This is a genomic window from Sphingomonas faeni, from assembly GCF_040407495.1.
Lineage (GTDB): Bacteria > Pseudomonadota > Alphaproteobacteria > Sphingomonadales > Sphingomonadaceae > Sphingomonas > Sphingomonas faeni_D.
The window spans coordinates 62,645-86,840 of sequence record NZ_JAPZPP010000006.1 but is presented as its reverse complement, the minus strand read 5'-3'; the positions used below and the strand labels follow the sequence as shown (position 1 = coordinate 86,840).

Annotated in this window: 19 protein-coding genes; 7 read left to right on the top strand and 12 right to left on the bottom strand. The window is 66.5% G+C overall.

Translation table 11 applies throughout. The annotated features are described in order from the left end of the window. The first annotated feature begins 60 nt into the window (after nt 1–60). From O6W96_RS16995 to O6W96_RS16985, 3 genes are all read left to right on the top strand, one after another. Nucleotides 61–495 carry a MaoC family dehydratase gene (locus O6W96_RS16995; RefSeq protein WP_435372241.1) on the top strand — a complete coding sequence of 145 codons (435 nt, stop codon included), beginning with the start codon at nt 61–63 and terminating at the stop codon, nt 493–495. A 131-nt stretch (nt 496–626) separates the two neighbouring features. Then, on the top strand, nt 627–1,805 hold the full coding sequence (locus O6W96_RS16990; protein WP_353470652.1) for an acetyl-CoA C-acyltransferase: 1,179 nt from the start codon (nt 627–629) through the stop codon (nt 1,803–1,805). Nucleotides 1,806–2,201: 396 nt separating this feature from the next. Next, complete coding sequence (locus O6W96_RS16985; RefSeq protein WP_353470651.1) at nt 2,202–2,684, top strand: pyridoxamine 5'-phosphate oxidase family protein; 483 nt, start codon at nt 2,202–2,204, stop codon at nt 2,682–2,684. 36 nt (nt 2,685–2,720) lie between these two features. Here O6W96_RS16985 and O6W96_RS16980 read toward each other — a convergent pair whose 3' ends face one another. Continuing rightward, nucleotides 2,721–3,953 (bottom strand): polyhydroxyalkanoate depolymerase, encoded by a 1,233-nt coding sequence (locus tag O6W96_RS16980; protein WP_353470650.1) that lies wholly within the window; start codon nt 3,951–3,953, stop codon nt 2,721–2,723. A gap of 162 nt (nt 3,954–4,115) precedes the next feature. Here O6W96_RS16980 and O6W96_RS16975 point away from each other — a divergent pair, with 162 nt between their 5' ends. Then, a complete protein-coding gene (locus O6W96_RS16975) occupies nt 4,116–5,891 on the top strand; it encodes an ABC transporter transmembrane domain-containing protein (RefSeq protein ID WP_353470649.1) in 1,776 nt (591 codons plus the stop codon). Between the two features lie 343 nt (nt 5,892–6,234). On the opposite strand, the gene O6W96_RS16970 is transcribed toward O6W96_RS16975, so the two are convergent. Continuing rightward, nucleotides 6,235–6,573, bottom strand: a complete 339-nt coding sequence (locus O6W96_RS16970; RefSeq protein WP_353470648.1) for a TfoX/Sxy family protein — start codon at nt 6,571–6,573, stop codon at nt 6,235–6,237. A gap of 108 nt (nt 6,574–6,681) precedes the next feature. Here O6W96_RS16970 and O6W96_RS16965 point away from each other — a divergent pair, with 108 nt between their 5' ends. Further along, nucleotides 6,682–7,839 carry a saccharopine dehydrogenase family protein gene (locus O6W96_RS16965; protein WP_353470647.1) on the top strand — a complete coding sequence of 386 codons (1,158 nt, stop codon included), beginning with the start codon at nt 6,682–6,684 and terminating at the stop codon, nt 7,837–7,839. A gap of 166 nt (nt 7,840–8,005) precedes the next feature. On the opposite strand, the gene O6W96_RS16960 is transcribed toward O6W96_RS16965, so the two are convergent. Together O6W96_RS16960 and rnr are read right to left on the bottom strand one after the other, a co-directional pair. Then, a complete protein-coding gene (locus tag O6W96_RS16960; protein WP_353470646.1) occupies nt 8,006–8,302 on the bottom strand; it encodes a hypothetical protein in 297 nt (98 codons plus the stop codon). A 50-nt stretch (nt 8,303–8,352) separates the two neighbouring features. Next, nucleotides 8,353–10,584: a ribonuclease R gene (gene rnr / locus O6W96_RS16955; RefSeq protein WP_353470645.1), complete on the bottom strand. Its 2,232-nt coding sequence runs from the start codon at nt 10,582–10,584 to the stop codon at nt 8,353–8,355. Nucleotides 10,585–10,855: 271 nt separating this feature from the next. Between rnr and O6W96_RS16950 the strand changes: the two genes are divergently transcribed. Beyond that, nucleotides 10,856–11,125: a hypothetical protein gene (locus tag O6W96_RS16950; RefSeq protein WP_353470644.1), complete on the top strand. Its 270-nt coding sequence runs from the start codon at nt 10,856–10,858 to the stop codon at nt 11,123–11,125. Nucleotides 11,126–11,538: 413 nt separating this feature from the next. On the opposite strand, the gene O6W96_RS16945 is transcribed toward O6W96_RS16950, so the two are convergent. From O6W96_RS16945 to O6W96_RS16930, 4 genes are all read right to left on the bottom strand, one after another. Beyond that, nucleotides 11,539–12,258, bottom strand: a complete 720-nt coding sequence (locus tag O6W96_RS16945; protein WP_353470643.1) for an SPOR domain-containing protein — start codon at nt 12,256–12,258, stop codon at nt 11,539–11,541. Continuing rightward, complete coding sequence (gene argS, locus O6W96_RS16940) at nt 12,258–13,982, bottom strand: arginine--tRNA ligase (RefSeq protein WP_353470642.1); 1,725 nt, start codon at nt 13,980–13,982, stop codon at nt 12,258–12,260. Before argS ends, O6W96_RS16945 begins: the two co-directional genes overlap by 1 nt. 249 nt (nt 13,983–14,231) lie before the next feature. Beyond that, a complete protein-coding gene (locus tag O6W96_RS16935; protein WP_353470641.1) occupies nt 14,232–15,386 on the bottom strand; it encodes a DUF1501 domain-containing protein in 1,155 nt (384 codons plus the stop codon). A 2-nt stretch (nt 15,387–15,388) separates the two neighbouring features. Next, complete coding sequence (locus tag O6W96_RS16930; protein WP_353470640.1) at nt 15,389–16,915, bottom strand: DUF1800 domain-containing protein; 1,527 nt, start codon at nt 16,913–16,915, stop codon at nt 15,389–15,391. A 215-nt stretch (nt 16,916–17,130) separates the two neighbouring features. Here O6W96_RS16930 and O6W96_RS16925 point away from each other — a divergent pair, with 215 nt between their 5' ends. Then, complete coding sequence (locus tag O6W96_RS16925) at nt 17,131–17,424, top strand: hypothetical protein (RefSeq protein ID WP_353470639.1); 294 nt, start codon at nt 17,131–17,133, stop codon at nt 17,422–17,424. A 196-nt stretch (nt 17,425–17,620) separates the two neighbouring features. On the opposite strand, the gene O6W96_RS16920 is transcribed toward O6W96_RS16925, so the two are convergent. From O6W96_RS16920 to ftsA, 4 genes are all read right to left on the bottom strand, one after another. Next, nucleotides 17,621–18,787: a deoxyguanosinetriphosphate triphosphohydrolase gene (locus O6W96_RS16920; protein WP_353470638.1), complete on the bottom strand. Its 1,167-nt coding sequence runs from the start codon at nt 18,785–18,787 to the stop codon at nt 17,621–17,623. Next, entirely contained in the window at nt 18,784–20,985 is a 2,202-nt protein-coding gene (locus O6W96_RS16915) for an SPOR domain-containing protein (RefSeq protein WP_353470637.1), read from the bottom strand. The genes O6W96_RS16920 and O6W96_RS16915 overlap by 4 nt, the downstream gene beginning before the upstream one ends. 256 nt (nt 20,986–21,241) lie before the next feature. Continuing rightward, a complete protein-coding gene (gene ftsZ / locus O6W96_RS16910; protein ID WP_353470636.1) occupies nt 21,242–22,819 on the bottom strand; it encodes a cell division protein FtsZ in 1,578 nt (525 codons plus the stop codon). A 113-nt stretch (nt 22,820–22,932) separates the two neighbouring features. Continuing rightward, nucleotides 22,933–24,195, bottom strand: a complete 1,263-nt coding sequence (gene ftsA, locus O6W96_RS16905) for a cell division protein FtsA (RefSeq protein ID WP_056051322.1) — start codon at nt 24,193–24,195, stop codon at nt 22,933–22,935. Nucleotide 24,196: the final 1 nt, after the last annotated feature.

Genomic DNA, 24,196 nt, shown 5'->3' with positions numbered 1-24,196 from the left:
AGCGCTTAGCGCCAAATGAGCTTTGAGGGGAATGCCGTGGCGACGATCACCACCGCGCAGATGCAACAGCACATCGGCACCGAGACGGTTTCCGACTGGGTCGAGGTTACGCAGGCCATGATCGACAAGTTCGCCGACGCGACCGGCGATCACCAGTTCATCCACATCGATCCGGTCCGCGCGGCACAGACCCCGTTCGGCGGCACGATCGCGCACGGCTTCCTGACGCTGTCGCTGATGCCGTTGCTGTCGTCGAAAGTCCCGGACGCGCCGACCATCGAGGGCGCGAAGATGGGCGTGAACTACGGCGGCAACTCGGTCCGCTTCCTGACGCCGGTCCGGTCGGGCTCGAAGGTACGCGGCCGCTTCAAGCTGCTCTCGTTCGACGAGAAGCGTCCCGGCCAGTGGCAGCAGACCAACGCGTTTTCCGTCGAGATCGAGGGCCAGGAAAAGCCCGCCCTGATCGCCGAATGGATCAGCCAGGTCTTCGTCTAAACTAATTCCCCTCCCGCTTGCGGGAGGGGTCAGGGGAGGGTCCGAGATAGCCGCGATTGCGGCGGCCGCTTGGGCCACCCCCTCCCCCAACCCCTCCCGCAAGCGGGAAGGCAGCAGATAAGGATAACATCATGCGCTCAGCCGTCATCGTCTCCACCGCCCGCACCCCCATCGGCCGCGCCTATCGCGGCGGCTTCAACAACACCCCCGCCCCCACGCTCGCCTCGCATTCGATCAAGGCCGCGGTCGAGCGTGCCGGCATCGACGGCGCCGAAGTCGACGACGTCGTCTTCGGTTGCGCGCTCCAGCAGGGCCACCAGGCCGGCAACATCGCCCGCACTTCACTGCTGCGCGCCGGTCTCCCCGTCACCGTCTCGGGTATGTCGGTCGATCGCCAGTGCGCGTCCGGCCTCATGGCGATTGCCACCGCCGCCAAGCAGATCATCACCGACAACATGGACATCACGATCGGCGGCGGCGTCGAGAGCATCAGCCTCGTCCAGACTCCGCAGATGCGCGTCGCGCCCGATCCCCAGCTGATCGCGATGCACAAGGATGTCTACATGCCGATGCTGCAGACCGCCGAGGTCGTTGCAAAGCGCTACGGCATCAGCCGCGACGCGATGGACGCGTACGCGCTCCAGTCGCAGCAACGCACTGCCGCCGCGCAGGCAGCCGGCTATTTCGATGCCGAGATCGTCCCCGTCGATGCCAACATGGCCATCGTCAACAAGGAGACGAAGGAAGTCACGTACAAGGACGTGACGATCACCAAGGACGAGGGCAACCGCGCCGACACCACACTGGAAGGCCTCCAGTCGCTCAAGCCGGTAATGGGCCCCGACTTCACCATCACCGCGGGCAACGCATCGCAGCTGTCGGACGGGTCGTCGTCGTCGGTGCTGATGGAAGAGAAGATCGCCTCGCAGCGCGGTCTCCAGCCGCTCGGTCGCTATGTCGGCATGGCGGTCGGCGGCACCGAGCCCGACGAGATGGGCATCGGGCCCGTGGTGGCGATCCCCAAGCTGCTCAAGCGCTTCGGCCTCAAGATGGACGATATTGGCCTGTGGGAGCTGAACGAGGCGTTCGCTGTGCAGGTCCTGTACTGCCGCAACAATCTCGGCATCCCCGACGAACTGCTCAACGTCAGCGGCGGCGCGATCTCGATCGGCCACCCCTACGGCATGACCGGCGCCCGCGCGACCGGTCACGCGCTGATCGAAGGCAAGCGTCGCGGTGCCAAGTATGTCGTCGTCACGATGTGCGTTGGCGGCGGCATGGGCGCAGCCGGGTTGTTCGAAGTGCTGTGACCTTGCAAGGTATCCGTCAAAGGGATATTTAAGGATCGGCGAAGGACATTCTCGCCTTTCTGGGAGCCTCGGCCGTGTCAGCGGCCGAGGCTCTAATACGTTTGGGGTCCGAGTGTCAGCCCGAACCCCGCCCGTGTGCTTATCCTCGACGTGCAACTTCGATGATCTTCACGACCAAGGTCGCGAAGGCAAAGAGTACGCCCAGTATCAGACACAGATCGGTGAGAGACATTCTCGATCCTTCCTGGTCGACAGCAGAACTGCTGCCGTCCTCACCATGGCGCGTCGCACGCGCATTCACCAAGCGGCATCGCGTGCGCGGATCGGCCGCCCCCGCGCAACCAACCTCCGCCCCGCCCGTTCTCAGTGGCAATCCAAGCCAATAGGAGAATGACGATGGCCGACAAGGATACCCCGCAGGAAGTCGCAGCGAAGTTCATCGAGCAGCTGAAGGCCAGCCCGTTCGTGATGATCGGCCTCAACGACGGTCAGCATTCCGAGCCGATGACCGCGCAGATCGACGACGATCAGCCCAACACGCTGTTCTTCTTCGCCGGCCGCGACAACCGTATCGCCAAGGGCGGCGCGGCGATGGCGCAGTTCGTCGGCAAGGGCCATGATTTCTTCGCGTGCATGGCCGGCGACGTCTCGACGTCGAACGACCGCACCCAGATCGACAAGCTCTGGAACAACCAGGTCGAGGCATGGTTTCCGGGCGGCAAGGAAGACCCCAACCTGACGCTGCTGCGCTTCGACATCGACAGCGCCGAGCTGTGGGAAACCGATATCTCGATCGGCGGCCGCCTCAAGATGCTGTTCGGCGGCACGATCCGTTCGGACGAGTCGAGCAGCCACGCAGTGGTAAACTCGATCGCGTAACGACTGTGGGCAGCCTGCGAGGGCTGCCCGTTTTTCTCACCCGTTCGCGGTGATGAACTCTTCCACTACCGGTGCGATCTTCTCCCGCCAGCGCGTGCCGTTGAAGATGCCGTAATGACCGGCCCCTTCCGCCATCAGATAGCGCTTCTTCTCGTCGGGTAGCGCAGTCGCCAGCGTCAGCGCAGCCTTGGTCTGCCCCAACCCCGAAATATCATCACGCTCGCCCTCGACCGCGAGCAGACCCACGTCAGTGATCGCCGCCGGATCAACCAGCCGACCCCGATGCGTCATGATCCCACGCGGCAGCGCATGGTTCTGGAACACGACGTCGATCGTCTGGAGATAGAATTCCGCGGTCATGTCGCAGACCGACCGGTATTCCTCGTAGAAATCCTGGCTTTGCGACGCGCTCTCGCCGTCGCCCTGGACGAGATGCTTATACATCTCCCAATGCGAGACCATATGGTTGCCCAAATTCATCGACATGAACCCGGCAAGCTGGAGGAAGCCGGGATACACCTTCCGCCCCGCACCCGGATAATTGCCCGGCACGGTCGCGATGACGTTCTGCTCGAACCACGCATGCGGCCGCTCGGTCGCCAGCGTGTTCACCGCGGTCGGTGCCTCGCGCGTATCGACGGGGCCGCCCATCATCGTCAGCGTCTTCGGACGGCACGGGTTCTTGTCTGCGCTCATCAACGCGATAGCAGCATAGCAGGGAACCGAGGGCTGGCAGACGGCCAGCATGTGCGTGCCCCGCTGCCCCTCGTTCGCGCCGATCGTCTCCAGATATTCGATCAGATAATCGATGTAATCGTCGAGATCGAACCGCCCCGCCGAGAGTGGCACGCTGCGCGCGTCGCGCCAGTCGGTGATGTAGACGTCGGCGAACGGCAGCATCCGCTCGACGGTGCCGCGCAGCAGCGTCGCGTAGTGGCCGGACATCGGCGCGACGATCAGCAGCTTCGGACCTCCCTCGACGCCCTCGCGCACGAAGCGCTTCAGCTGCCCGAAGTCCTTCCGCAGCACGATCTCCTCACGCACCGCGACCTCGCGGCCGTCGATCGTCGTCGTGTCGAGACCAAAGGCAGGCTTTCCCCGCGTTGCATTCGCGTGTGCGAACACTTCGAGCGCCGATGCGACCACCGTGCCGCCCCCCAAATAGGCGAACGGGTTTGCCGGATTGTTGAGCATATCCGCGCCGAAGCTCGCCATCTTGCTGGCGCCGGCCATCATCGAACGCTGGAATTCATAGGCATCGTAGAGCATGCGGTATCCTCTCGCCTCATCGGGCTTTGCACGGTGGTAACGCAATTTTGCCGCAGTGCAACGCGTGATCGACCGCCGCTCCGTCCTGCGCGACCGGATCACCGCGCTCGGCGACGCCCGGTTCTCGTTGAGCGCTACCCCCGCCACTGCTAGGCACCGCGCATGGCCAAGCCGATACCCGAAGAGAAGACGTGCCGCCGGATCGGCGATCTTGCGATGGTGTGGCATCATGCCTCCCAATATCCTCGCCAGATCGCGTTCGCGGGGCTTGCGCTGATGATGACGTCGGCGGCGACGATCGGCATCCCCTACGGATTCAAGCGCGTCATCGACCGCGGCTTCGGCCCCGGCGCGGGCGGGTCGGTCGCCAACTCGTTCCACTATTTGCTGATGATCGTCGTGGTACTCGCGCTCGCGACCGCGGTGCGCTTCTACTACGTGTCGTGGCTCGGAGAGCGCGTCGTCGCGGATATCCGCACCAACGTGCAACGCCATCTCCTCCGCCTGACACCGCGCTTCTTCGAGGAGAACCGCCCGTCCGAGATCGCCTCGCGCCTGACCTCGGATACGGCGCTGATCGAACAGGTCGTCGGCAGCACGGTGTCGATCGCGCTCCGCAACACCTTCACCGGCATCGGCGGGCTGATCTACCTGTTCGCGATCTCGCCGAAGCTCGCGGGCATGCTGATGATCGGTATCCCGCTGATCATCCTGCCGATCGCGCTGCTCGGCAAACGCGTCCGCAACTACTCGCGCACGTCGCAGGACCGAGTCGCCGACGTCGGCTCGATCGCCACCGAGACGCTCGGCGCCATGAAGGTCGTGCAGGCATTCGGGCAGGAAGACCGCGAGGCCGCGCGGTTCGCCGACGCGGTGGGCGCGACATTTGCCGCGGCGCGCGCGCGGATCATGCTGCGTGCGGTGATGACCGCGATCGTAATCGGCCTCGTCTTCGGATCGATCACATTGGTCCTGTGGGAAGGCGCAATCGACGTAGCCGCCGGCCGCATCAGCGGCGGCGCGATCGCCGCGTTCGTCCTGACCGGAGGCATCGTCGCAGGCGCGTTCGGCGCGCTGACCGAAGTCTATGGCGACCTGTTGCGCGGCGCCGGTGCGGCCGGACGCCTGTCCGAGCTGCTCCGCGAAAAGCCCGAGATCGCCGCGCCCGCCAACCCGGTCGCCCTGCCCCAACCGCCACGAGGTGCGCTCGCGTTCGAGGGCGTGCAGTTCCACTACCCGACGCGGCGCGATGTCGCTGCGCTCAACGGCTTTTCGCTCGACGTGAAGCCGGGCGAGACGGTCGCCGTCGTCGGTCCTTCAGGCGCCGGCAAGACGACGCTCTTCCAGCTGGTCCAGCGCTTCTACGATCCCGACGCCGGCCGCGTGACGCTCGACGGCATAGACCTCCGCGATGCCGACCCCGCCGACGTCCGTGCACGCATCGCAATGGTCCCACAGGAAACGATAATCTTCGGCGCCTCGGCCCGCGACAACCTCCGCTACGGCGACTGGTCCGCGACCGACGACCAGCTCTGGGCCGCCGCTGAAGCCGCCAACGCCGCCGAGTTCCTTCGCAAACTACCCGAGGGCCTCGACACGTTCCTTGGCGAAGGCGGCGCAAGGCTGTCGGGCGGCCAGCGCCAGCGCGTCACGATCGCGCGCGCGCTCCTCCGCGATGCGCCGATCCTGCTGCTCGACGAGGCCACCAGCGCGCTCGATGCCGAGAGCGAGCGGCTGGTGCAGGAGGCACTCGAACGGCTGATGGCGAACCGTACCACGCTCGTCATCGCGCACCGCCTCGCCACCGTGCGCGCGGCCGAGCGGATTATCGTGATGAGCGACGGACAGATCGTCGAGGAAGGCTCGCACGGGTCGCTGATGACCAACAGCGGGCTTTATGCGCGGCTGGCGAGTTTGCAGTTCAACGAGGCGGCTTAGGACCGATCGCCGGAAGGCCGTTTCGGGTAGCGACAATCCCCAAGCGCTCCGTTTCCCCGGACTGGTTAGGTAATCTTACCCGACCGACAGGCACCTTCCAGGCGGAGGCCGGGTTCCAGTTGGGAAACGTCGATGACGACGGCTGCGCTCCGTTACCGCGACCTCATCAACCCGACCCCGGCCTCCACCGGGGACGTGCATGCGCTTGAGAAGGGGCAGGCACCGAAATATTCCGACGACCACGGTGCCGCAAACCCAACTCCATCGATCGTGCGGCACCATGGATGCCGGAACGAGCCCAGCATCACGGAAGTCGTAGGTTCAGCCTGAACCTCGACGCGTCCTAGCCCTTCTCGACCTTCGGCTTCCTGGGTTTCGGCATCGGCAGTTCCGCGGTCGAGATACGGACGAGTTCGGCCAGCCACTCGGCATCGTCCCAGCGATCCGCGTCGACCAGCAGGCACGGTTTCGCACCCGGATAGGGCGGCGCTTCATCGATCGCGCCGGCGAACGCGCTGCCGCCTGGGGTCGGCTTCACGAACAGCTGGTCGTCGCAGATCAAGCCGACCATTTTGCCATCGCAATAAAGCCCGTACTCGCCGAACATCGGCTTTGCGGAGGCCTCCCCCGCCGCGGCGAGTTGGTCGACGATGAACGCGACGGTTTTGCGATCGGATGCCATCTGCCGATGCTGGCAGATCGGCGGGCTGATGGCGAGCCACTCCGACGACGGTGTTTAGCTTGCGACGTCGCGCCCACGCGCGCAAACTCGGCGAAACAGGAGACGGACATGCGCGACTTCGACATCATCGTGTACGGCGCGACCGGGTTCACCGGACGGCTGGTTGCCGAGTATCTCGTCCAGACCTATCCGACCGGCGTCCACTGGGCGATGGCAGGCCGCTCGCTGGCGAAACTCCAGGAAGTCCGCGACCTGATCGGTGCACCCGCGGATACAGCGCTCATCACCGCCGATTCGGGCGATCCCGCCAGCCTCTGCGCGATGGCCGAGCGCGCCACCGTCGTCATCTCGACGGTTGGACCGTACCAGCTCTACGGCTCCAACCTCGTCGCCGCCTGCGCCGCGACCGGCACCGGTTATGTCGACCTGTGCGGCGAGCCAGCCTGGATGCGCCACATGATCGGTGCGCATGAGGGCGAAGCCACGCGGACCGGCGCGCGGATCGTGTTCTCGTGCGGGTTCGACAGCATCCCTTTCGATCTCGGCGTTTTGACGCTGCAATTCGCCGCGAAGGTCAAATACGGCATCCCTGCGCCCCGCGTGAAAGGTCGCGTGCGGAAAATGCAGGGGACGTTCTCGGGGGGCACCGCGGCCAGCCTGAAGGCGACGCTCGCCGCCGCCGCGCGCGATCCCGGCATCGTCAAGCTGCTGACCAGTCCGTTCGCGCTTACACCGGGCTTCAGCGGACCGCACCAGCCGACCGGGTTGCTCCCCGAATACGATACGACCCTCTCGGCCTGGGTCGCGCCGTTCGTGATGGCGCCGATCAACACCAAGAACGTCCACCGTACGAACTTCCTGCTCGGCGAGGCTTATGGCGCGGACTTCGTCTATGACGAGATGATGGTTGCCGGCCTCGGCGATATCGGCAAGGTCGCGGCGGAGGCGATCGCGAAGTTCAATCCATTCTCCGGCGACAAGGGGCCGAAGCCAGGTGAAGGACCATCAAAGGAAGAGCGCGACGCCGGGCATTACGACCTGTTGTTCGCCGGCATCATGCCAGGCGGCGAACGGATCGACGCGGTCGTCACAGGCGACCGCGATCCCGGCTATGGCTCGACCAGCAAGATGATCGCCGAGGCGGCACTGTGCCTAGTCCAGGACGTGCAGGGCGATGGCGGCATATGGACGCCGGGCGCGCTGATGGGCACGAAACTGCGCGACCGGTTGGTAGCGAAGGCAGGGCTGACCTTTACCGTCGGGTGATAGACCGGGATCATTGGTGCAGCGAAAGCACCAGCCTTCTTGTTCTCCCGCGAAGGCGTGAGCCCAGTCTGGGTCCCAGCCTTCGCGGGGAAACACTTTTTGGTCCCGCGTGATCGTCGGGCGATGTCCGTATCGGACTATCGGCTTAAATTATAAGGTACCGACGTCACTCGGCCAGCGCGAACACCGTCGCTGCGGCGGCGGCACTGGCGACGACGCCCGAGGTTGCCGCGATTGCTGCGGCTCGCCTGCGCACGGCGCCACGAAACGCACCGAGCTTTCCGGCGTCGAGATGATAACGGCCCGCGCCGTCGTCGACGATCGCACCATAGCCGCACAGGCGCCGAAACGTCCGGGCATCCTCGGCCTCATAGGCGATCGCGCGATCCGCCACGGTCGCCCTGGCCGCGACGAAATCATTGATGATCCGGCGCCGCGACCGACCTAGACCTAACCTGTACATGCCTGTCTCCCCGCGTCGATGTCGCATACCGCGCGGGCCTTGCGCAAATCCTAACGCCGCTTGCCCTGGTGGCGGATGTTCGCCGGCCGACCACGCCGCTTGATCTCGCGTACCGGCTTACGGCCGCCACGCGGAGGCTGCGCCGCGCCCTTCCCCTCGGGCATCTCGAAGCGCAGCGCGCCCGATACCGGGTTCGCTTCCGCCAGCCGCAACTCCAGCGTCTGGCCCTGCGCGAAGACGTCGCCGCTATGCTCGCCGGTCAGCGTCCGCGCGCCCTCGTCGAAGCGGAAATATTCGCCGCCCAGATCGCGCACCGGCATCAGGCCGTCGCCGCCGATCCCCTCGACCGTCGCGAAAAAGCCGAAATTGGTCACGCCGGTGATCCGCACGTCCATCACCTGGCCGACGCGCTCCGATAGGAACGCCGCGACATAGCGATCGGTGGTGTCGCGCTCGGCTTCCATCGCGCGGCGCTCCAGCCGGCTGATGATCTCGCCGACCGACTCCATGTTGGCCGCATCGTCCGCCGGCAACCCGCCCTCGCCAAGCCCGTAGGCAGAGACCAACGAGCGATGGACGAGCAGATCGGCATAGCGCCGGATCGGCGAGGTGAAATGCGCATAGCTGCCCAGACTGAGGCCGAAATGCCCGTGATTGCCAGGCGCATAATAGGCCTGGGTCTGCGTGCGAAGGATCTGCTCCATCACCTGCGGGCGGAAGTCCGCATCGCCGATCCGCTCGATAATGTGGTTAAACGTCGCCGGGCGCACGACCTGCCCGAGCGCGAACGGCACGTCGAACGTCTCCAGATATTCTTTGAGCGCCGCCAGCTTCTCGCGGCTCGGCGGCTCGTGGATGCGGTACATGACCGGCGCCTTCTTCGCCTCCAGCGCCTTGGCGGCGGCGACGTTGGCGGCGATCATGTAATCCTCGATCAGCCGGTGCGCATCGAGCCGTTCGCGCGGCGACACCGACATGATCCGGCCCTGCTCGTCGAGCACCACGCGACGCTCCGGCAAATCGAGATCGAGCGGCGCGCGGGCATCCCGCGCCTTGGCCAGCGCATGCCAGCAGGCCCAGAGCGGCTGCAATACGCTCAGCATATCGCCGCGCTCGTCCACCACCGGCGATGCGGCGTCGATGATTGCCTGCGCCTCCTCATACGCCAGGTTCGCGGCGATCCGCACCACCGCGCGCGTGAACCGCCACGACTTAAGCGAACCATCCTTGCCGATCCGCAAATGACACGCGAGCGCGGCACGGTCGGCACCCTCCTTCAGCGAACACACCTCCGCCGACAGGATCTCGGGCAGCATCGGCACGACGCGGTCGGGAAAATACACCGAGTTCCCGCGCCGCCGCGCCTCGCGATCGACCTCCGACTTCGGCCGCACGTAAAAGCTGACATCGGCGATTGCGACGATCGCCTTCCACCCGCCCGCATTGGAGGGATCGTCGTCCGCCTCGGCCCAGACCGCATCGTCGTGATCGCGCGCATCCTCGGGATCGATCGCGACGATCGGCAAATCGCGCAGATCCTCACGCCCCTCCCCCAACGGCAGCTTCGACACCCGCTCCGCCTCGTCGAGCGCCTCCTGCGAGAACACGTCCGGAATACCGAGCTTGTGGATCGCGATCAGCGAGAAACTGCGCGCCGCAAACGGATCGCCCAGCTTCGACACGACGCGTGCCGCGATCTTGGGCGGTTTCCCCGCGAGTTCCGCCAACACCAGATCGCCCGGCGCTGCGCCACCGGCGTCCGCAACCGCGAACTCACGCCGCTCGCGCTTGTCGACGCCCGTCAGCCACAGCCGCCCGGCCTCCTCGCGCAACACGCCGAGCACCTGCTCGGAGGCGGGCGCGAGCACCTTCATCGGATGCGCGATCCAGCCATTCCCGGCCTCCTCGGTGCGCGCGAGGATCCGCTCGCCAACGCCCAGCGCCCCGCGTTTCCGTTCGCGCACGCGCAGACGCGGCGGCGGCACGCCTTCCGCCTCCCAGCGCTCCGGAACCGCCCAGACGTTGCCGCCGTCATCGACATCGGCGATCCGCAACACCGTCACCTTCGGGATGCCGCCCATCTTGTGAAAGGCCCGACCGGGCGCGCTGTCGATCAGGCCTTCGTCCGCCATGTCCTTCAACAACGCTTTCAGTCCGATCTTGTCCTGTGCGCTGAGCCCGAAGCCCTTAGCGATCTCGCGTTTGCCCGCGGGCACGTCGGAGGTGGCGATGAAGTCGAGGATCTGCTCGCGCGTCGGAAGACCGGCTTTTGGTTTGTACATGTCACAGAGATAAGCATGCCGAACCGTTCCGTCACCCCGCAACCCACCCGCTTCTCGGCGCTTGGTGCACACAGCGCCATCGCTGCCAGTGGCGGCAGCATATTGCTGAGGCGACGAGTTATGATTGATCCGGTACGCCCATTCTTCTCTTAATGCATTGTACGACGGCGTCGACGGTTTTCATTTTGAGTTACAGGTATGCCTGGAGCTTTTGAGCTTGCAACCCGCATTGATAGGCATAGTCTGCCAAAAACGATCAAGGAGAGAGACCATGGCTACATCCCTGAAGCTTGAAGCAGATCCGGAGGACAAGAACCTCGTCATTCTGCAAAGCCTGATATGCCTGCTACGTGAGAAGAACGTCCTCTCGCGCGCGGATATCGAGGAGCTTTGCGACAAGGTTCAGTCTCGAGTCACCAATCATGACAGCGATCCGCTACCTTGCCAGATGAATGGCGCGCGCGCCGCGGCCACTGAGGTCGCGCAGATTGGCGATTACATTGGTCGCAAATATGGCGGGAAGCATCGGCGTTCGATCTAGATCGTAGAGGCGAAGCTTGGCTACGAGCATCTAGCGCGAGCCGCGCTTGCGAGAGGGTCGGCCATAATAATAGACTTGCGCGACCGGTCGAACCGTAGCGTGAGATACGCAATGCATTGACCGCAGATGGCTGCGGGGCCGGGAAGCCTGTGGGTGGTTGGTAAGTATTCCGACGCACAAAGACGGGATCGCATCTTCGGTGTGCGCTTCCCCCGCAAACTGAGCATTCAGCCTCAGCCCCCCGCCCCCGCCTGAGCATAGAGACGGGATTTGCCTGGCTCTAAGCAGGGTAAATGGCTCAGGGATTCGGCGTGGCGAACTCACTTCAGTACCGCGGTCCAAATCGACGAATGACGGCTCGCTCAGGGTAGCTCACCGTCATCTCGACCGGGTACCCCTGGGCCCCGATTAGCTCAGCTCGCGACAAAGCAGGTTTCGCCAGCGACCCGCAACCGGCCGCAGATATCCGCCGCCTGGTTGGCGCTGCCCGCATTGACGCGCAGACGGTACAGCGTGCGACCGCCCGTCGCGACCGGCTGGACCGACTTGCCCAGCGCGCCGATATAGGCGAACCGCTTGGAGAAGGTCGTCCAGGCCGCGTTGGCGACCGCCTCGCTCGGATACGCGCCCAGCTGGACCAGCGAACCACCGGAGGCCGTTCCGGCACCGTTCGGCTTCGACGGCGCCAAGGGGGTTGCGGCGACCAGGCGGCCACCCGATGCGGGCACCTGCGCGACCGCGTTGCGACCGGCCACGTCATCCGCCTTGGCCGCGACGGCGCGCTTGCCCGCCACTGGTGTTTCGGGGACGCCGCGCAAGTCGATCGCACCATTGCCCGACTTGCCCGCGCTGGTCGCGATCGCTGAGTCGCCCTCGCCCTTGACCTTCAGGCCACCGGCGTCGTCGGGCTTGACCTTATAGTCGCCTTCCTGCGCCGCGATCAGCTGTCCGTCGCCCGTCGGCGCGCGCTGCTGCAGCCTGTAGATCCCAAAGATGATCGCCGCGAGCACAGCGAGACCGAGCACGACCAGCGCGATAACGCGGCCTATCCCGACGGTTTCATGCTCGTCCGGCTCGACCGTTTCGAGCCAGGGGAGCCGGTCTTCCTCGCGCAGATCCATGTCTTCGGCCATCACTTCATCTCCGAAACCGCTTCGACACCCATGATGGCGAGGCCGTTATGAATAATCTGCCCTATAGCGGACGCCAAGAAAAGCCGTGCCGCAGTCGCCTGCGGATCCTCGATCACGAGGAAACGACGATCGGGGCGGTCGTTGCCGACGTTCCACAGCGCATGAAACGCGGCGGCCAAGTCATAGAGATAGAACGCGATTCTATGCGGTTCGCGCGCCGTCGAAGCGATCTCGACAAGCCGCGGGAACTGCGCCGCGAGCTGCACAAGTGCCAGTTCGTCCGTATCAAGCCGGGACAAGTCCGCAGAAATAGGCGTAATCCCCGCCTCTTCCGCGCGCCGATGCAGCGATGCGATCCGCGCATGGGCGTATTGGACGTAGAAAACCGGGTTGTCCTTCGACGCCTCGACCACCTTGGCGAAGTCGAAATCCATCTGCGCATCGGAGCGCCGCGTCAGCATCGTGAACCGCACGACGTCCTTGCCGACCTCGCGCACGACGTCGGCCAGCGTAACGAAATTGCCCGAGCGCTTCGACATCTTGACCGGCTCGCCGTTACGCAACAGGCGGACCATCTGGACCAGCTTCACGTCGAACCGCGTCTTGCCGCCGGTCAGCGCCGCGACCGCCGCCACGATCCGCTTGACCGTGCCGCCATGATCCGCGCCCCAGATGTCGATCAGCTGATCGGCGCTCTGGCTCTTCTGGAAATGATAGGCGAGATCGGCGCCGAAATAGGTCCAGGACCCGTTCGACTTCTTGATCGGGCGATCCTGATCGTCGCCGAACTGCGACGAGCGGAACAGCGGCAGTTCGACGGGCTCCCAATCGTCAGGCGTCTCGCCCTTCGGCGCTTCGAGCACGCCATCATAGACGAGATCGCGCGAGCGCAGTTCCGCCTCTGCCGCTTCCGGCTTCTTCGCAGCCTGAAGTTCTGCCTCCGACGCGAACACCTCGTGTTCGATCCCGAGCAAGGCCAGATCGGCACGGATCATCACCATCATCGCGGCGACTGCCTGCGTGCGGAAGGTGACCAGCCATTCGCTCTCGGGCGCGCCGACATAACGATCGCCGAACTCCTTCGCGAGCGACTGGCCGACGGGGACGAGATAGTCGCCGGGGTACAGGCCCTCGGGGATTTCGACGGTCTCGCCGAGCGCCTCGCGGTAGCGCAGGTGAGCCGAGCGCGCGAGCACGTCGACCTGGCCGCCCGCATCGTTGACATAATATTCGCGGATCACCTTGTGGCCGGCGAATTCGAGCAGGCTGGCGAGCGCATCGCCGACCACCGCGCCGCGGCAATGGCCCATGTGCATCGGCCCGGTCGGATTGGCCGAGACATACTCGATGTTGACCGTGATACCCGCGCCTTGCGTCGACCGGCCGTAGTCGGCGCCCGCCTCGGGGATCGCGGCCAGTTCGGCGCGCCAGGCGTCGTCGGTCAGCTTCATGTTGATGAAGCCGGGGCCAGCGACGCTCGCCGAGGCGACGTCCTCGAGCTTCGACAGTTCGGCGACCAGTGCGTCGGCCAGCATGCGCGGATTGGTCTTGGCCGGCTTGGCGAGCACCATCGCGGCGTTGGTCGCGAGATCGCCGTGGCTGGTGTCGCGCGGCGGCTCGACCGTGACGTTCTTGCGATCGAGGCCGGCCGGCAGCGTGCCCGCCGCGGTCAGCGTGTCGAGCGCCGCATCGATATGCGCGGCGAAACGGGTGTAGAGCGTCATGGCAGTCCCGGTACGTCAAGGAAACGCGCGCTCTAGACTATCGTAGCGCGGCGCTCAATTTTAATCCCGTGGGCGGAATGTTCGTCAGCGCCCGCCCGGTTCCATCCGTTACATGAGGAGGCCATTGCCGTTCCCCCGCGGACGCGGGGGCCCAGCTAAACCATATCCACCGCCCGAGATCCTGGGCCCCCGCGTTCGCGAGGGAACAGAAGTATTTCGAGGCATATGCGTGGAAAACTAAGATCCTCGTCAAACCCGAACCAGCCCCTCGATCGCTGCCGTCTTTGCGCTCGCCGGAAACAGGGCGGCCATCGCGCGAGCCGGCTCGACACCGAAATGCGACGACACTGCGCCACCGATAAACGCATCGAGCTGCATCGTCGGCTTCAGATCGCGTGCCTCATAAAGCGCAGCAGGGGCGAGGCCCGGCCAGTCGGACACCACCCTGCCCCCCTTCACACCCCCGCCGAAGAGCATCGCAGACGTGCCCGTGCCATGATCCGTCCCCCCGGTGCCGTTGACCGCGACGGTCCGTCCGAACTCGGTCGCGACCAACACCATCGTGTCGGCCCATAACGGCCCCAGCCCCGCCTGTAGCGATGCGACCATTGCGTCGAGACCCTTCAATTGCGCGGTCAGCCGGCCGCGTTGGCCGGTGTGCGTATCCCAGCCGCCGGTCTCGATCATCGCGATCCGCGCGCCGGTGTCGGGCTTGAGCAACCGCGCAGCGAGCGCGCCGGTCGCAGCCGCATTGCGCCCGCCATCCTGCGCGAGATCGCTGGTGAGTTGCCGCGTCGCCATCGCCTCGCTCCACAAGCCGTGGAGTTGCTGGTCGCCGTCGTACAGCATCGCCACGCGTTGCAGCAGGTCGTCCGACGCGTCCGGCAGGCTCGACGGCGCATAAGACGCCACCTCGCGCCGCCCCCGCAGCGCCATCGGCACGGTCGCCGCGACCGCGATCGCGCGCGCCTCGTCCGCAGGCAGCATGCCAAGCAGCCGGTTCAGCCAGCCGTCGCGGACCTGATACGCACTCGCGCCCCCCGTCTCGAGCACGTTCTGACCGTCGAAATGCGAGCGATCCCGGTAGGGCGACGCGATCGCGTGCGCGAACAACGCCTGGCCTTGCGTGTAGAGCCCGGCACTCGCGGTCATCGCCGGATGCAGCGTGAACATGCCGTCGAGCTTGGCGCCCGTCGCAAAATCTGCCGCGAGATCACCGCGTACGCCCGCAAACGCCGGATCGCCGAGCGCGCCGATCGTCCCGAGACCATCGGCCGCGCCGCGCTGGATGATGAACACGAACCTTTTGTCGGTCGCCGCGCGTGCGAAGGCGATGCGGGGGGCGAAGGCGGAGGCCAGCACGCCGAGAGTACCGGTCGAGAGGAAGGAACGGCGGTCGAGCATGACTATCTCCGCAGCGATTCAGGGGCGACGAGCAGCAGCGCGAGCGCCTGGGCCGGGCTTTCCGCACGCGCCAGGCCCTGCGCGGTGGTGGCACTGAGCGAGGCGGGGAACAGAGTCGGCGCCAACGCCCGCGCATCGACCGGCCCGGCGCGCGCCGCGAACCGCTCCGCCGCCTCGACACGTCGCATGATCGCATCAGGCCCGGCCCAGGCTGCGGCGACGTCGTCATACCCGATCGGCTGCCCCGGCTGCCAGATCGGCTGGCCAAGCTGGTTCATCATCCCCACCGTGACGCCGGGCTGGACCATGGTCGTGCCAAGCGCGCGCTGGGTCGAGACATACCACTCCCATGGCGACTTGAACTTCACGGGTTGCGCCACCCATGCCTCGGGCGACGCGAGCAGCGCACGATAAACCGTCGGCAGGTCGCCCCCCGATTTCAGGAACGCCGTCTTCAACCGCGCGACCATTGCCGGCGGCGGCGTATCGCCCGCGAAATGCCGCGCGAGCTTGGTCGCGATGTGCGTCGCGGTCGCGGGGTGAACAGCGAGATCGGACAGCACCGCCTGCGCCTGTGCCTCGCCCGCCGCGGGATAGACCTTGCCCATCACGGTGTGATCGCCGGGCTGATGGACGTCGTCGAGGAACAGGAACGCGCCCGCGCGCGAATCGTCTTGGATACGCGCGCCGGGACCGCGGCCGATGCCAGCGACCGTCCAGCCGGTCATCGCGCGCGCGAACTCGGTGACGTCGGCCTGGCTGTAGCCGCTGCGGACGCCGAGCGTGTGCAACTCCATGATCTCGCGCGCGAGATTTTCGTTCAGCCCAGTGCGACGCTTGGTCTTCCGAACGGCGAACGGACTGTCGGGACCGATCGACACCGCCTGGTCGAGATACAGCAACATCGCCGGATGCCGCTCGACCGCGTTCAGCATGTCGGCGAAATTGCCGAGCACATGCGGGCGGATCGCCTCGAACTCCATCGGCCCGGCAAGCGCCATCACCTCGAACTTCTCGGTCGAGACCGCGAAATGGTTCGCCCAGAAATGCACGAGGCGCTCGACGAACGGCGCGTCGCCGGTCAGCGCGGCCATCGTCCGTGCCGCGACCGCCGCGCCGTAATCGTTGCGACACTGCTTGCCGATGAGCTGGCGCGCCTCCTGCCGTGCGGCCGTCCCCGGATCGGCCGCACCCGGCACAGCGGGGGAATGCGCCATCGCCGGCGGCGCACCGCCCAGGGACTGCGGCACGGCCATCGCCAGCGCAGCCGCAGCGGATTGTGTGTCCATGCCGAGAACGGCCTTCGGCATGCGCGGCCCGAACTGCGCGCGGATCGCCTTCTCCTGCGCATAATAGGCGGCGAGCCCTACAGAAATTCCGGCGGTCGAGGGCGTGCTCGCCACCACCGCCGGCCGTGGTTCGAACCGGTCGCACTGTGCCATCACCCACGTCGCCGGCTCGCCGGCAACGACATCCCCCGGACTTGCGCCAAGGCCGAACCGATTGAGCGCGATACTGGAAGCAGACACGACACTCTCCTTCGACGGCGGATATAGACGCCAAATGTCGTGGAAGTATGTCGCTTCCGCCGCTCGTCGCATCGGCGGCGCTGTCCGTCGTTGCGCGCCGTGCAATCGCGACGGATAGGTTTGCAATTGCAACCCATGCTGCACTGCAATATTTCACTGACTCGAGAGTTGGGTGAAGACCTGATCCGGCTCGACGCACTTCGGGAGATACGATCATGCGCACGACCATCAAGATCATCGCAGCAGCAGCGGCCGCCCTCACCTCGACGATCGGCATGGCCGCCGAAGCAAAGCAGAGCTTCGTCCACGAGGGCAGCACGTACGTTTACACCTCGACGCAGGACGGTGGCCGCCAGGTCATCGACGGCCGTCGCTATCCGTCGGGCCAGAAGTTCCACCTGATCGTCCGCGGCGACCGTGTGTCGGGTGTATCGGGCGGCGTCCCGGTCGCGTTCAAGACCGCAGAAGCCAATGGCGCTGCCGGCGGGATCGCCTCGGTCACGCGCTGAGCTAACCGGCTTTTAGGTAGTTGCAGCGGCGGTCGGACCTCGGTCCGGCCGCCGTTTTTGCGTGTGGCTTCGACCTACCACAACACGTCCTTCATCCTGACGAAAGTCAGGATTCAGAGCCACTGAGGACGTCGTTCGTTACCCTGGGTCCTGACTTTCGTCAGGATGACCGAGGGGGGGGCCCGCTATGTCTCTCTCAAAACCCTTCGGGCAGGTCGATCGGGCCGACCAGGTCTCGGTAGCGCGACACCGCGTACCGATCGGTCATCCCCGCAATGAAGTCCGCGATATGTCGGCTGCGGTCGGGGTCCTCCGATGGCAAGCGCTCGCGCCACTCCTCGGGAATAGTCGCGGGATCGTCGCGATAGACCGCGAACAGCCCGGACACGATCCCGTGCGCCGCATCCGCCGCCGCCAGCTGGCGCGGATGATGGTAGAGATTGGCGTACATGAAGCGCTTCAGGTCGCGCTCCGCCTCGCGCATTTCGGGCGAGAAGCCGACCAGGCACTGCCCCGCATCGCGGACGTCGTCGACGCTGGTGACGCCGCTCGCCGCGATCCGCTGGCGCGTCTCGGCGATCAGGTCGTTGACCATCGTCCCGATCTGCGTGCGGACGAGTTCGCCGACCAGCCGCTTCGGCTCGATGTCGGGAAAGCGCCGCCGTACATCGTCCCAGCCGCGCGCCACCAGCGGCACCGCGAGCATCTGGTCGAGCGTCAGCAATCCTGCGCGCAGGCCATCGTCGATATCGTGATTGTCGTAGGCGATATCGTCAGCGATCGCCGCGACCTGAGCCTCGAGCGACGAAAAGCTGGTCAGCGCGAGACCGAACTCGGCATCCGCCGCGGCGAGCGCCCAGCCAGGATGCCGCACAGGTCCATTATGCTTGGCCAGCCCTTCGAGCGTTTCCCATGTCAGGTTCAGCCCGTTCCACAACGGATACGGCCGCTCGATCGTGACGAGCGTGCGCAGCGTATGGCCGTTGTGATCGAACCCGCCCTGCCCGGTCAGCGCCGCCTTCAGCGCATCCTCGCCGGCATGGCCGAACGGCGGATGACCGATGTCGTGCGCGAGACACAGCGCCTCGGTCAGGTCCTCGTTCAGTGCGAGCGTCCGCGCGATCGTCCGGCCGATCTGCGCGACCTCGAGGCTGTGCGTCAGGCGAACGCGGAAATGATCGCCATCGGGCGCCATGAATACCTGCGTCTTGTGGCGCAGCCGACGGAAGCTGATCGAGTGGATGATCCGGTCGCGGTCGCGCTGGAAGGCATCGCGCGGACCACGAACGGACCCGTTCTGTTCCTCGTGAAGTCGTCCTTTGCTGCGCGCCGGGTCCGATGCCCAGGGCGCGCGGTAACTCACTTCGCGGGGAGCTTCGTAATGATCTCGCCGGGATCGCTGGTGAAGGTGAACGTCGAGACGCCTTCCTTGGCGAGCTGGTTGACGAAGGTGCGTGCCTCGGCATCGGTCTTGAACGGCCCGGCGAGCACGCGGTTGGTCGCCTTCCACGGCGCGGTCCAGCCGCCGCGAGCGCCGAACACGGTCGGGGCCTTGGCCTTCGCCTTCTTCCACGCCTTGGGCAGGTCGCCTTCGGTCGCGCCGGTCGACACCTGCACCCAGGTCCGCGCGGGATTGGCGCGCGCGATCCGCTTCTCCTCGGCCGCAGCCTTGTCGGCGGCGAGCTTCTCGGCGGCGGCGGCCTTTTTCTCGGCAAGCGCCTTCTTGTCGGCGATCGCCTTTTTCGCCGCAGCCTTCTTGTCGAGCGCCGCCTTCTTGTCGGCGGCGAGCTTGTCCGCAGCCAGCGTCTTGGCCGCGACCGCCTTGGCCGCTGCGTCGCGCTCGGTCTTGGCTTTCGCCTCGGCCAGGACGCGATCGGCATCATCCGAAACCGGTATGGCGGCTCGAGTCGCGACCGGTGCCGGACGCATCGGCGCGACGTCGAGTTCGGACGCCGGGATCGACAGGCCCGCGACGATCCGCGCGAGGATCGAGTCCTCGCTCGCCGCCACCGCGTGGGTCCGCGGCGACACCGCGGCGACCGTCGTCGATGCCGCGGGGGCTGGCGTTGGCGAACTGGAGAAGCCGGGTGTCGGCGTGCTGGCGCTCTGGACGGGCAAGGACTGCGGCAGGGCAGCCTGCTGGATGGGCGTCGGCAGGGTCGAAACCGATGGCGCCGCCGCTGCGGACGCGGCGAGCGCATTCGCCGCACTGGTCGGATCGGGTCGTGCTTGTCCCACCGGGATCGCTGCCATCTGCGTCGCTACGCGCGATGGAAGCGTGCCGGCCGTCGATGGCGCCGGTACCACGCGCGCTACCGGTGCGGTCGTTGCCGAAGCCACGGGCGACCTGCGGGGCTGGATGTTGGCCGCGACCACGGAGTTCGTCTCCGCGGCTGGAGTGGTACGGGCACCCTGAACCGCGACGCCCGGCGTCGAATAACCCGGCTGCGGTACCGGCTGAACCGTGCGCGCCGGAAGCGGCTGCACCATCTGCATCGGGGCGGCGGCAAGCTGGGTGGGCGCTGGGTAGGTCGCAGGAGCGGGGGCGGTAGGCGTCGTACGCACCGCGGTGGTCGCCATCGGGATCGATGCCGACGTCGTTGGGGGCACCGCGGTCGACGATGGTCGCGTCGCCGCTGCCATCTCGACTCGGCCGGGCTTGGCGCGCCGATCACGCTTGTCCTTCTTGCCGGTGGTCGCGGCGACTGCGGGCTGCGGCGTCACTGCGGCCATCAGCACCGGCGCGGTCGGGTCCGCCGCGAGCATGCCGAGCGGCGGCGCCATCCGTGCATCCGCGAGCCGTGCCGGCGTCGCGTGGACCTCGCCGAAATGGACCGCGAAGGCGCGGTCGCTCGCCGGCAGGTTGGGCAGGCGCTGGAAGAAGGGTTGCAGGCCTTGCGCGGTGCCTGCGGGCATCATCGTGGTCGCGATCTTCTCGGCACCGGCGACGTCGCCGTTCATCGCGAGGATGAACGCGCGGGATCGCCATGCGCCACGATCGCTCTTGAGCAGAAGCGGATTGAGCTGCTGGACCGCGAGCTCGGGCTTGCCCGAGATACCGAGCGACAGCGCATAGCGCCGGATCGTCTCGTCGTCGGGTGCATCGCGGAGTGCCACGCGGTAGTCGCGTTGCGCCCGGTCCTGCTGGCCGATCAGGTCGTAGGCGAGCCCGCGGTCGGCGGCGAAGTTGCGGGGGTCGAGGCCGAGGCCCTCCGCTTGCGCATAATAGCGGAGCGCTTCGCCCGGACGCTCGGACCGGACGAGGATCGACGCCATCCCCGCCTTCGCCCGACCATCGCGCGGGTTCACCTTTTCGGCGCGCGCGAACAGCGCGGCCGCACCGCTTAGATCGCCGAGGCCCATCGAAAGGTCACCCGCCTTGATCAGCGCGTCGATGTTGCGCGGGTTGCTCGCGAGCTGGCGCATCACGTCGCCGAGCTTGTCCGCGTCGGTGGTGCCGGGGATCGCCTGCACGACGGCTTGCGCGGACGCGGCGGCTGGCACGGCCGCGAGGACGAGGGCCAGCGCGGCGGTCAGGAGATGATGGGAGGACCGGGTCATGAGGATCATCTGTCTAGACGCCAGCCCGACCGAACCGGCAATGTCTCGCACGCATGCGCGCGGCGAACTGGGCTGGGGCGGCGACGAATGCAGGGTTTTGCGTACGCAAGCGCTGTAGCCCTGCTTGGCGTGCCCTCACCCTTCGCCGCCTTTGGCGTCTCTCCCTCTCCCGGTGGGAGAGGGATTTGAGCCGCGACCGTGTGGCCGTGAGGACGAACTTCCAGCAAAGTATTGAGAAGCTTCGGCTATTCCCGGCTTACTGGTTGTTCTGGCGATGCAGGAAGCGGGGGATGTCGAGCGGATCCTGAGGGGCCGCTTCGCCGTCTTCCTTCGCTGCGCCACGAGCGGCGTTGGACATGCGCTCGAACAGCGTACCGCCGAGCTTCACGCGCGGTGCGGCCGGAACCGCCTCGGGGGCAGCCTCGGCACCCGGAGCGAGCCAGCGGCGACGTGCACCACCCTCGTCCGCTGCCGGCGTCGGCACCGGAACAGCCGGCGCGATCGGTGCGCGAGCGGGCGGCACCGATGACGCCGAAGCCGGACGCGCGATCGGACCGCGGCCGTAAGGCTCTTCGCCATACGTGCGCGGCGCGGGAGCAGGCTGCGGTGCAGCAGCAACCGGCGCAGGCGCGGCCTGCGGCACCATCGTCTCGGCACCGAGCACCAGCTCGTCATCCGACTTCGACGCCGACGGCTCGACTTCCGACGACGCGTTCAGATCGAGCGGCTCTTCGTCGGCGGACGATGCAGCAGGCGCGGCCGACGAAGCGGCAGGCTCGCTCGGACGGAACGAGGTGTTCTCGTCGGTCTTGCGCGATCCGAAGCTGAACGAGCGGGTCGGCTCAGGCGCGACTTCCGGCGGACGCGCATCGGCATCGATCCCGGTCGCGACGACCGAGACGCGGATCTTGCCCTCGAGCTCCTGGTTGAACGCCGAACCCCAGATGATGTTCGCATCGGGATCGACCAGGTCGCGGATGTGATTCGCGGCTTCGTCGACTTCGAGCAGGCGCATGTCGTCGCCGCCGGTGATCGAGATAATGACGCCCTTTGCGCCGCGCATGCTGACGCCTTCGAGCAGCGGGTTCGAGATCGCCTTCTGCGCAGCCTCGAGCGCGCGGTTGTCGCCGCTTGCCTCGCCGGTGCCCATCATCGCCTTGCCCATCTCCTGCATCACCGAGCGGACGTCGGCGAAATCGAGGTTGATGAGGCCCGGCATCACCATCAGGTCGGTGATGCTGCGGACGCCCTGCTGGAGCACCTCGTCCGCCATCGTGAACGCTTCCTTGAAGGTCGTGTTCGCGTTGGCGATGAGGAACAGGTTCTGGTTCGGGATGACGATCAGCGTGTCGACATACTTCTGCAGCTCGTCGATGCCGCCCTCGGCCGACTTGGCGCGACGGTTGCCCTCGAACGCGAACGGCTTGGTGACGACGCCCACGGTCAGGATGCCCATGTCGCGCGCCGCCTTGGCGATGACCGGTGCCGCGCCCGTACCCGTACCGCCGCCCATGCCGGCGGTGATGAAGCACATGTGCGCGCCTTCGAGCATCTTGGCGAGCTGGTCGATCGTCTCTTCGGCGGCCGCGCGGCCGATCTCGGGACGCGAGCCGGCGCCCAACCCTTGCGTGATCTTGGTGCCGAGCTGGATCCGCTGCGGTGCGGTCGACTGCTTCAACGCCTGCGCGTCGGTGTTCGCCACGAGGAAGTCGACGCCCTGGACGTCGGCCCGCATCATGTTGGCGATCGCGTTGCCGCCCGCGCCGCCGACGCCGATCACCGCGATGCGGGGGGCCAGATCGTCCACTTCGGGACTAAGGAATTCGATGCTCATCGCCGTTCTCCGCACAACCCGGTAGATACGCTACGGCCGGGCCCCTGATTAATCTGTGTGCACCAACGTCACGGCCTGTTCCAGCCGAAATAACGCCAGCGCCCTCGAAACTCTTAATAATTCGCGCGTGCCGCCTGAATCAACTTGCGCATCATGCCCATACCCTTTGGCCGATGCACCGTCGTCCGCTGCGGCGCGAGCCCGCGAAGGTCGATCGGGTTGGTCGCCGCGTAGAAGGCCAACCCCGCTAGCGTCGCGAAAGCCGGTCCGCCATGCGCTTCCGGCAGCGCGGTCAGACCACGCGGTCGACCGATCCGCACCGACCGCCCGAGCGCCTGTTGCGCATAGTCGGCGATGCCCTTCAGCTCCGCACCGCCGCCGGTCAGCACGACCTGACGCCCGACCGGCCCCTCGAACTTCAGCTTGGTGAGCGCATTGCGCACTTCGCCCATCTGATGCTCGAGCCGCTGGCGGATCACGCCGATCAGCTGCGCCTTGGTGATCTGCGCGCCTTCGCCCGCGCCGTCCTCCGCGGAGATCGGCATGACCGGGATCATGTCGTGATTGTCGCGGGGCGAGGCGTTGGCCGAGCCGTGGAAGCACTTCATCCGCTCGGCATTCTGCCGCCGCGTCCCGAATGCGCTGGCGATGTCATCCGTAATGTCCTGCGCGCCGATCGGGATCGAGGTCAGCCCGACGAGCATGCCGCCGGCGAACAGCGACACGTTGGTGATTCCCGCCCCCATCTCGACCAAGGCAACGCCAAGCTCGCGCTCCTCGTCGCTGAGGCAGGCCAATCCCGTCGCGACCGGCGAGGCGATGATCGACTTCACTTCGAGATGCGCGGACCGCACGCACAGGTCGAGGTTGCGCACCGGCGAACCGTCCGCGGCGACGACATGGATGTGCACCCCGAGCCGATCGGCATGCAGACCGAGCGGCGTCTTCACCCCCGTCAGCCCGTCGAGCGTATACAGCGCCGGCTGCGCGTGCAGCACCATGCGCCCCTGCGGATCGATCGAGTTGCGCCCGGCGGCAAGCAACGCGTCGATATCCTGCTGCTCGACGCGGTGGCCGCCAAGCTCGAACTCGACCTCGGCGACATCGGACACGAGCCCACCGGCCGAGAACCCGACCCAGACGTTCTCGATGTTGATCCCGGCGATCCGCTCGGCTTGCTCGACCGCCTCGCGCACCGCCGCCTCGGTCGTCGCCATGTCGGCGATATAGCCGCGCTTGACGCCACGGCTCTCGCGCTGGCCGGTGCCGAGCACGATCAGCTCGCCGCCGTCCCCCTTCTGCGCGATCATCGCCGAAACCTTCGACGACCCGATATCGAGCGCCGTGATCAGCCCTTCCGGTGCCACCTTCGCCATG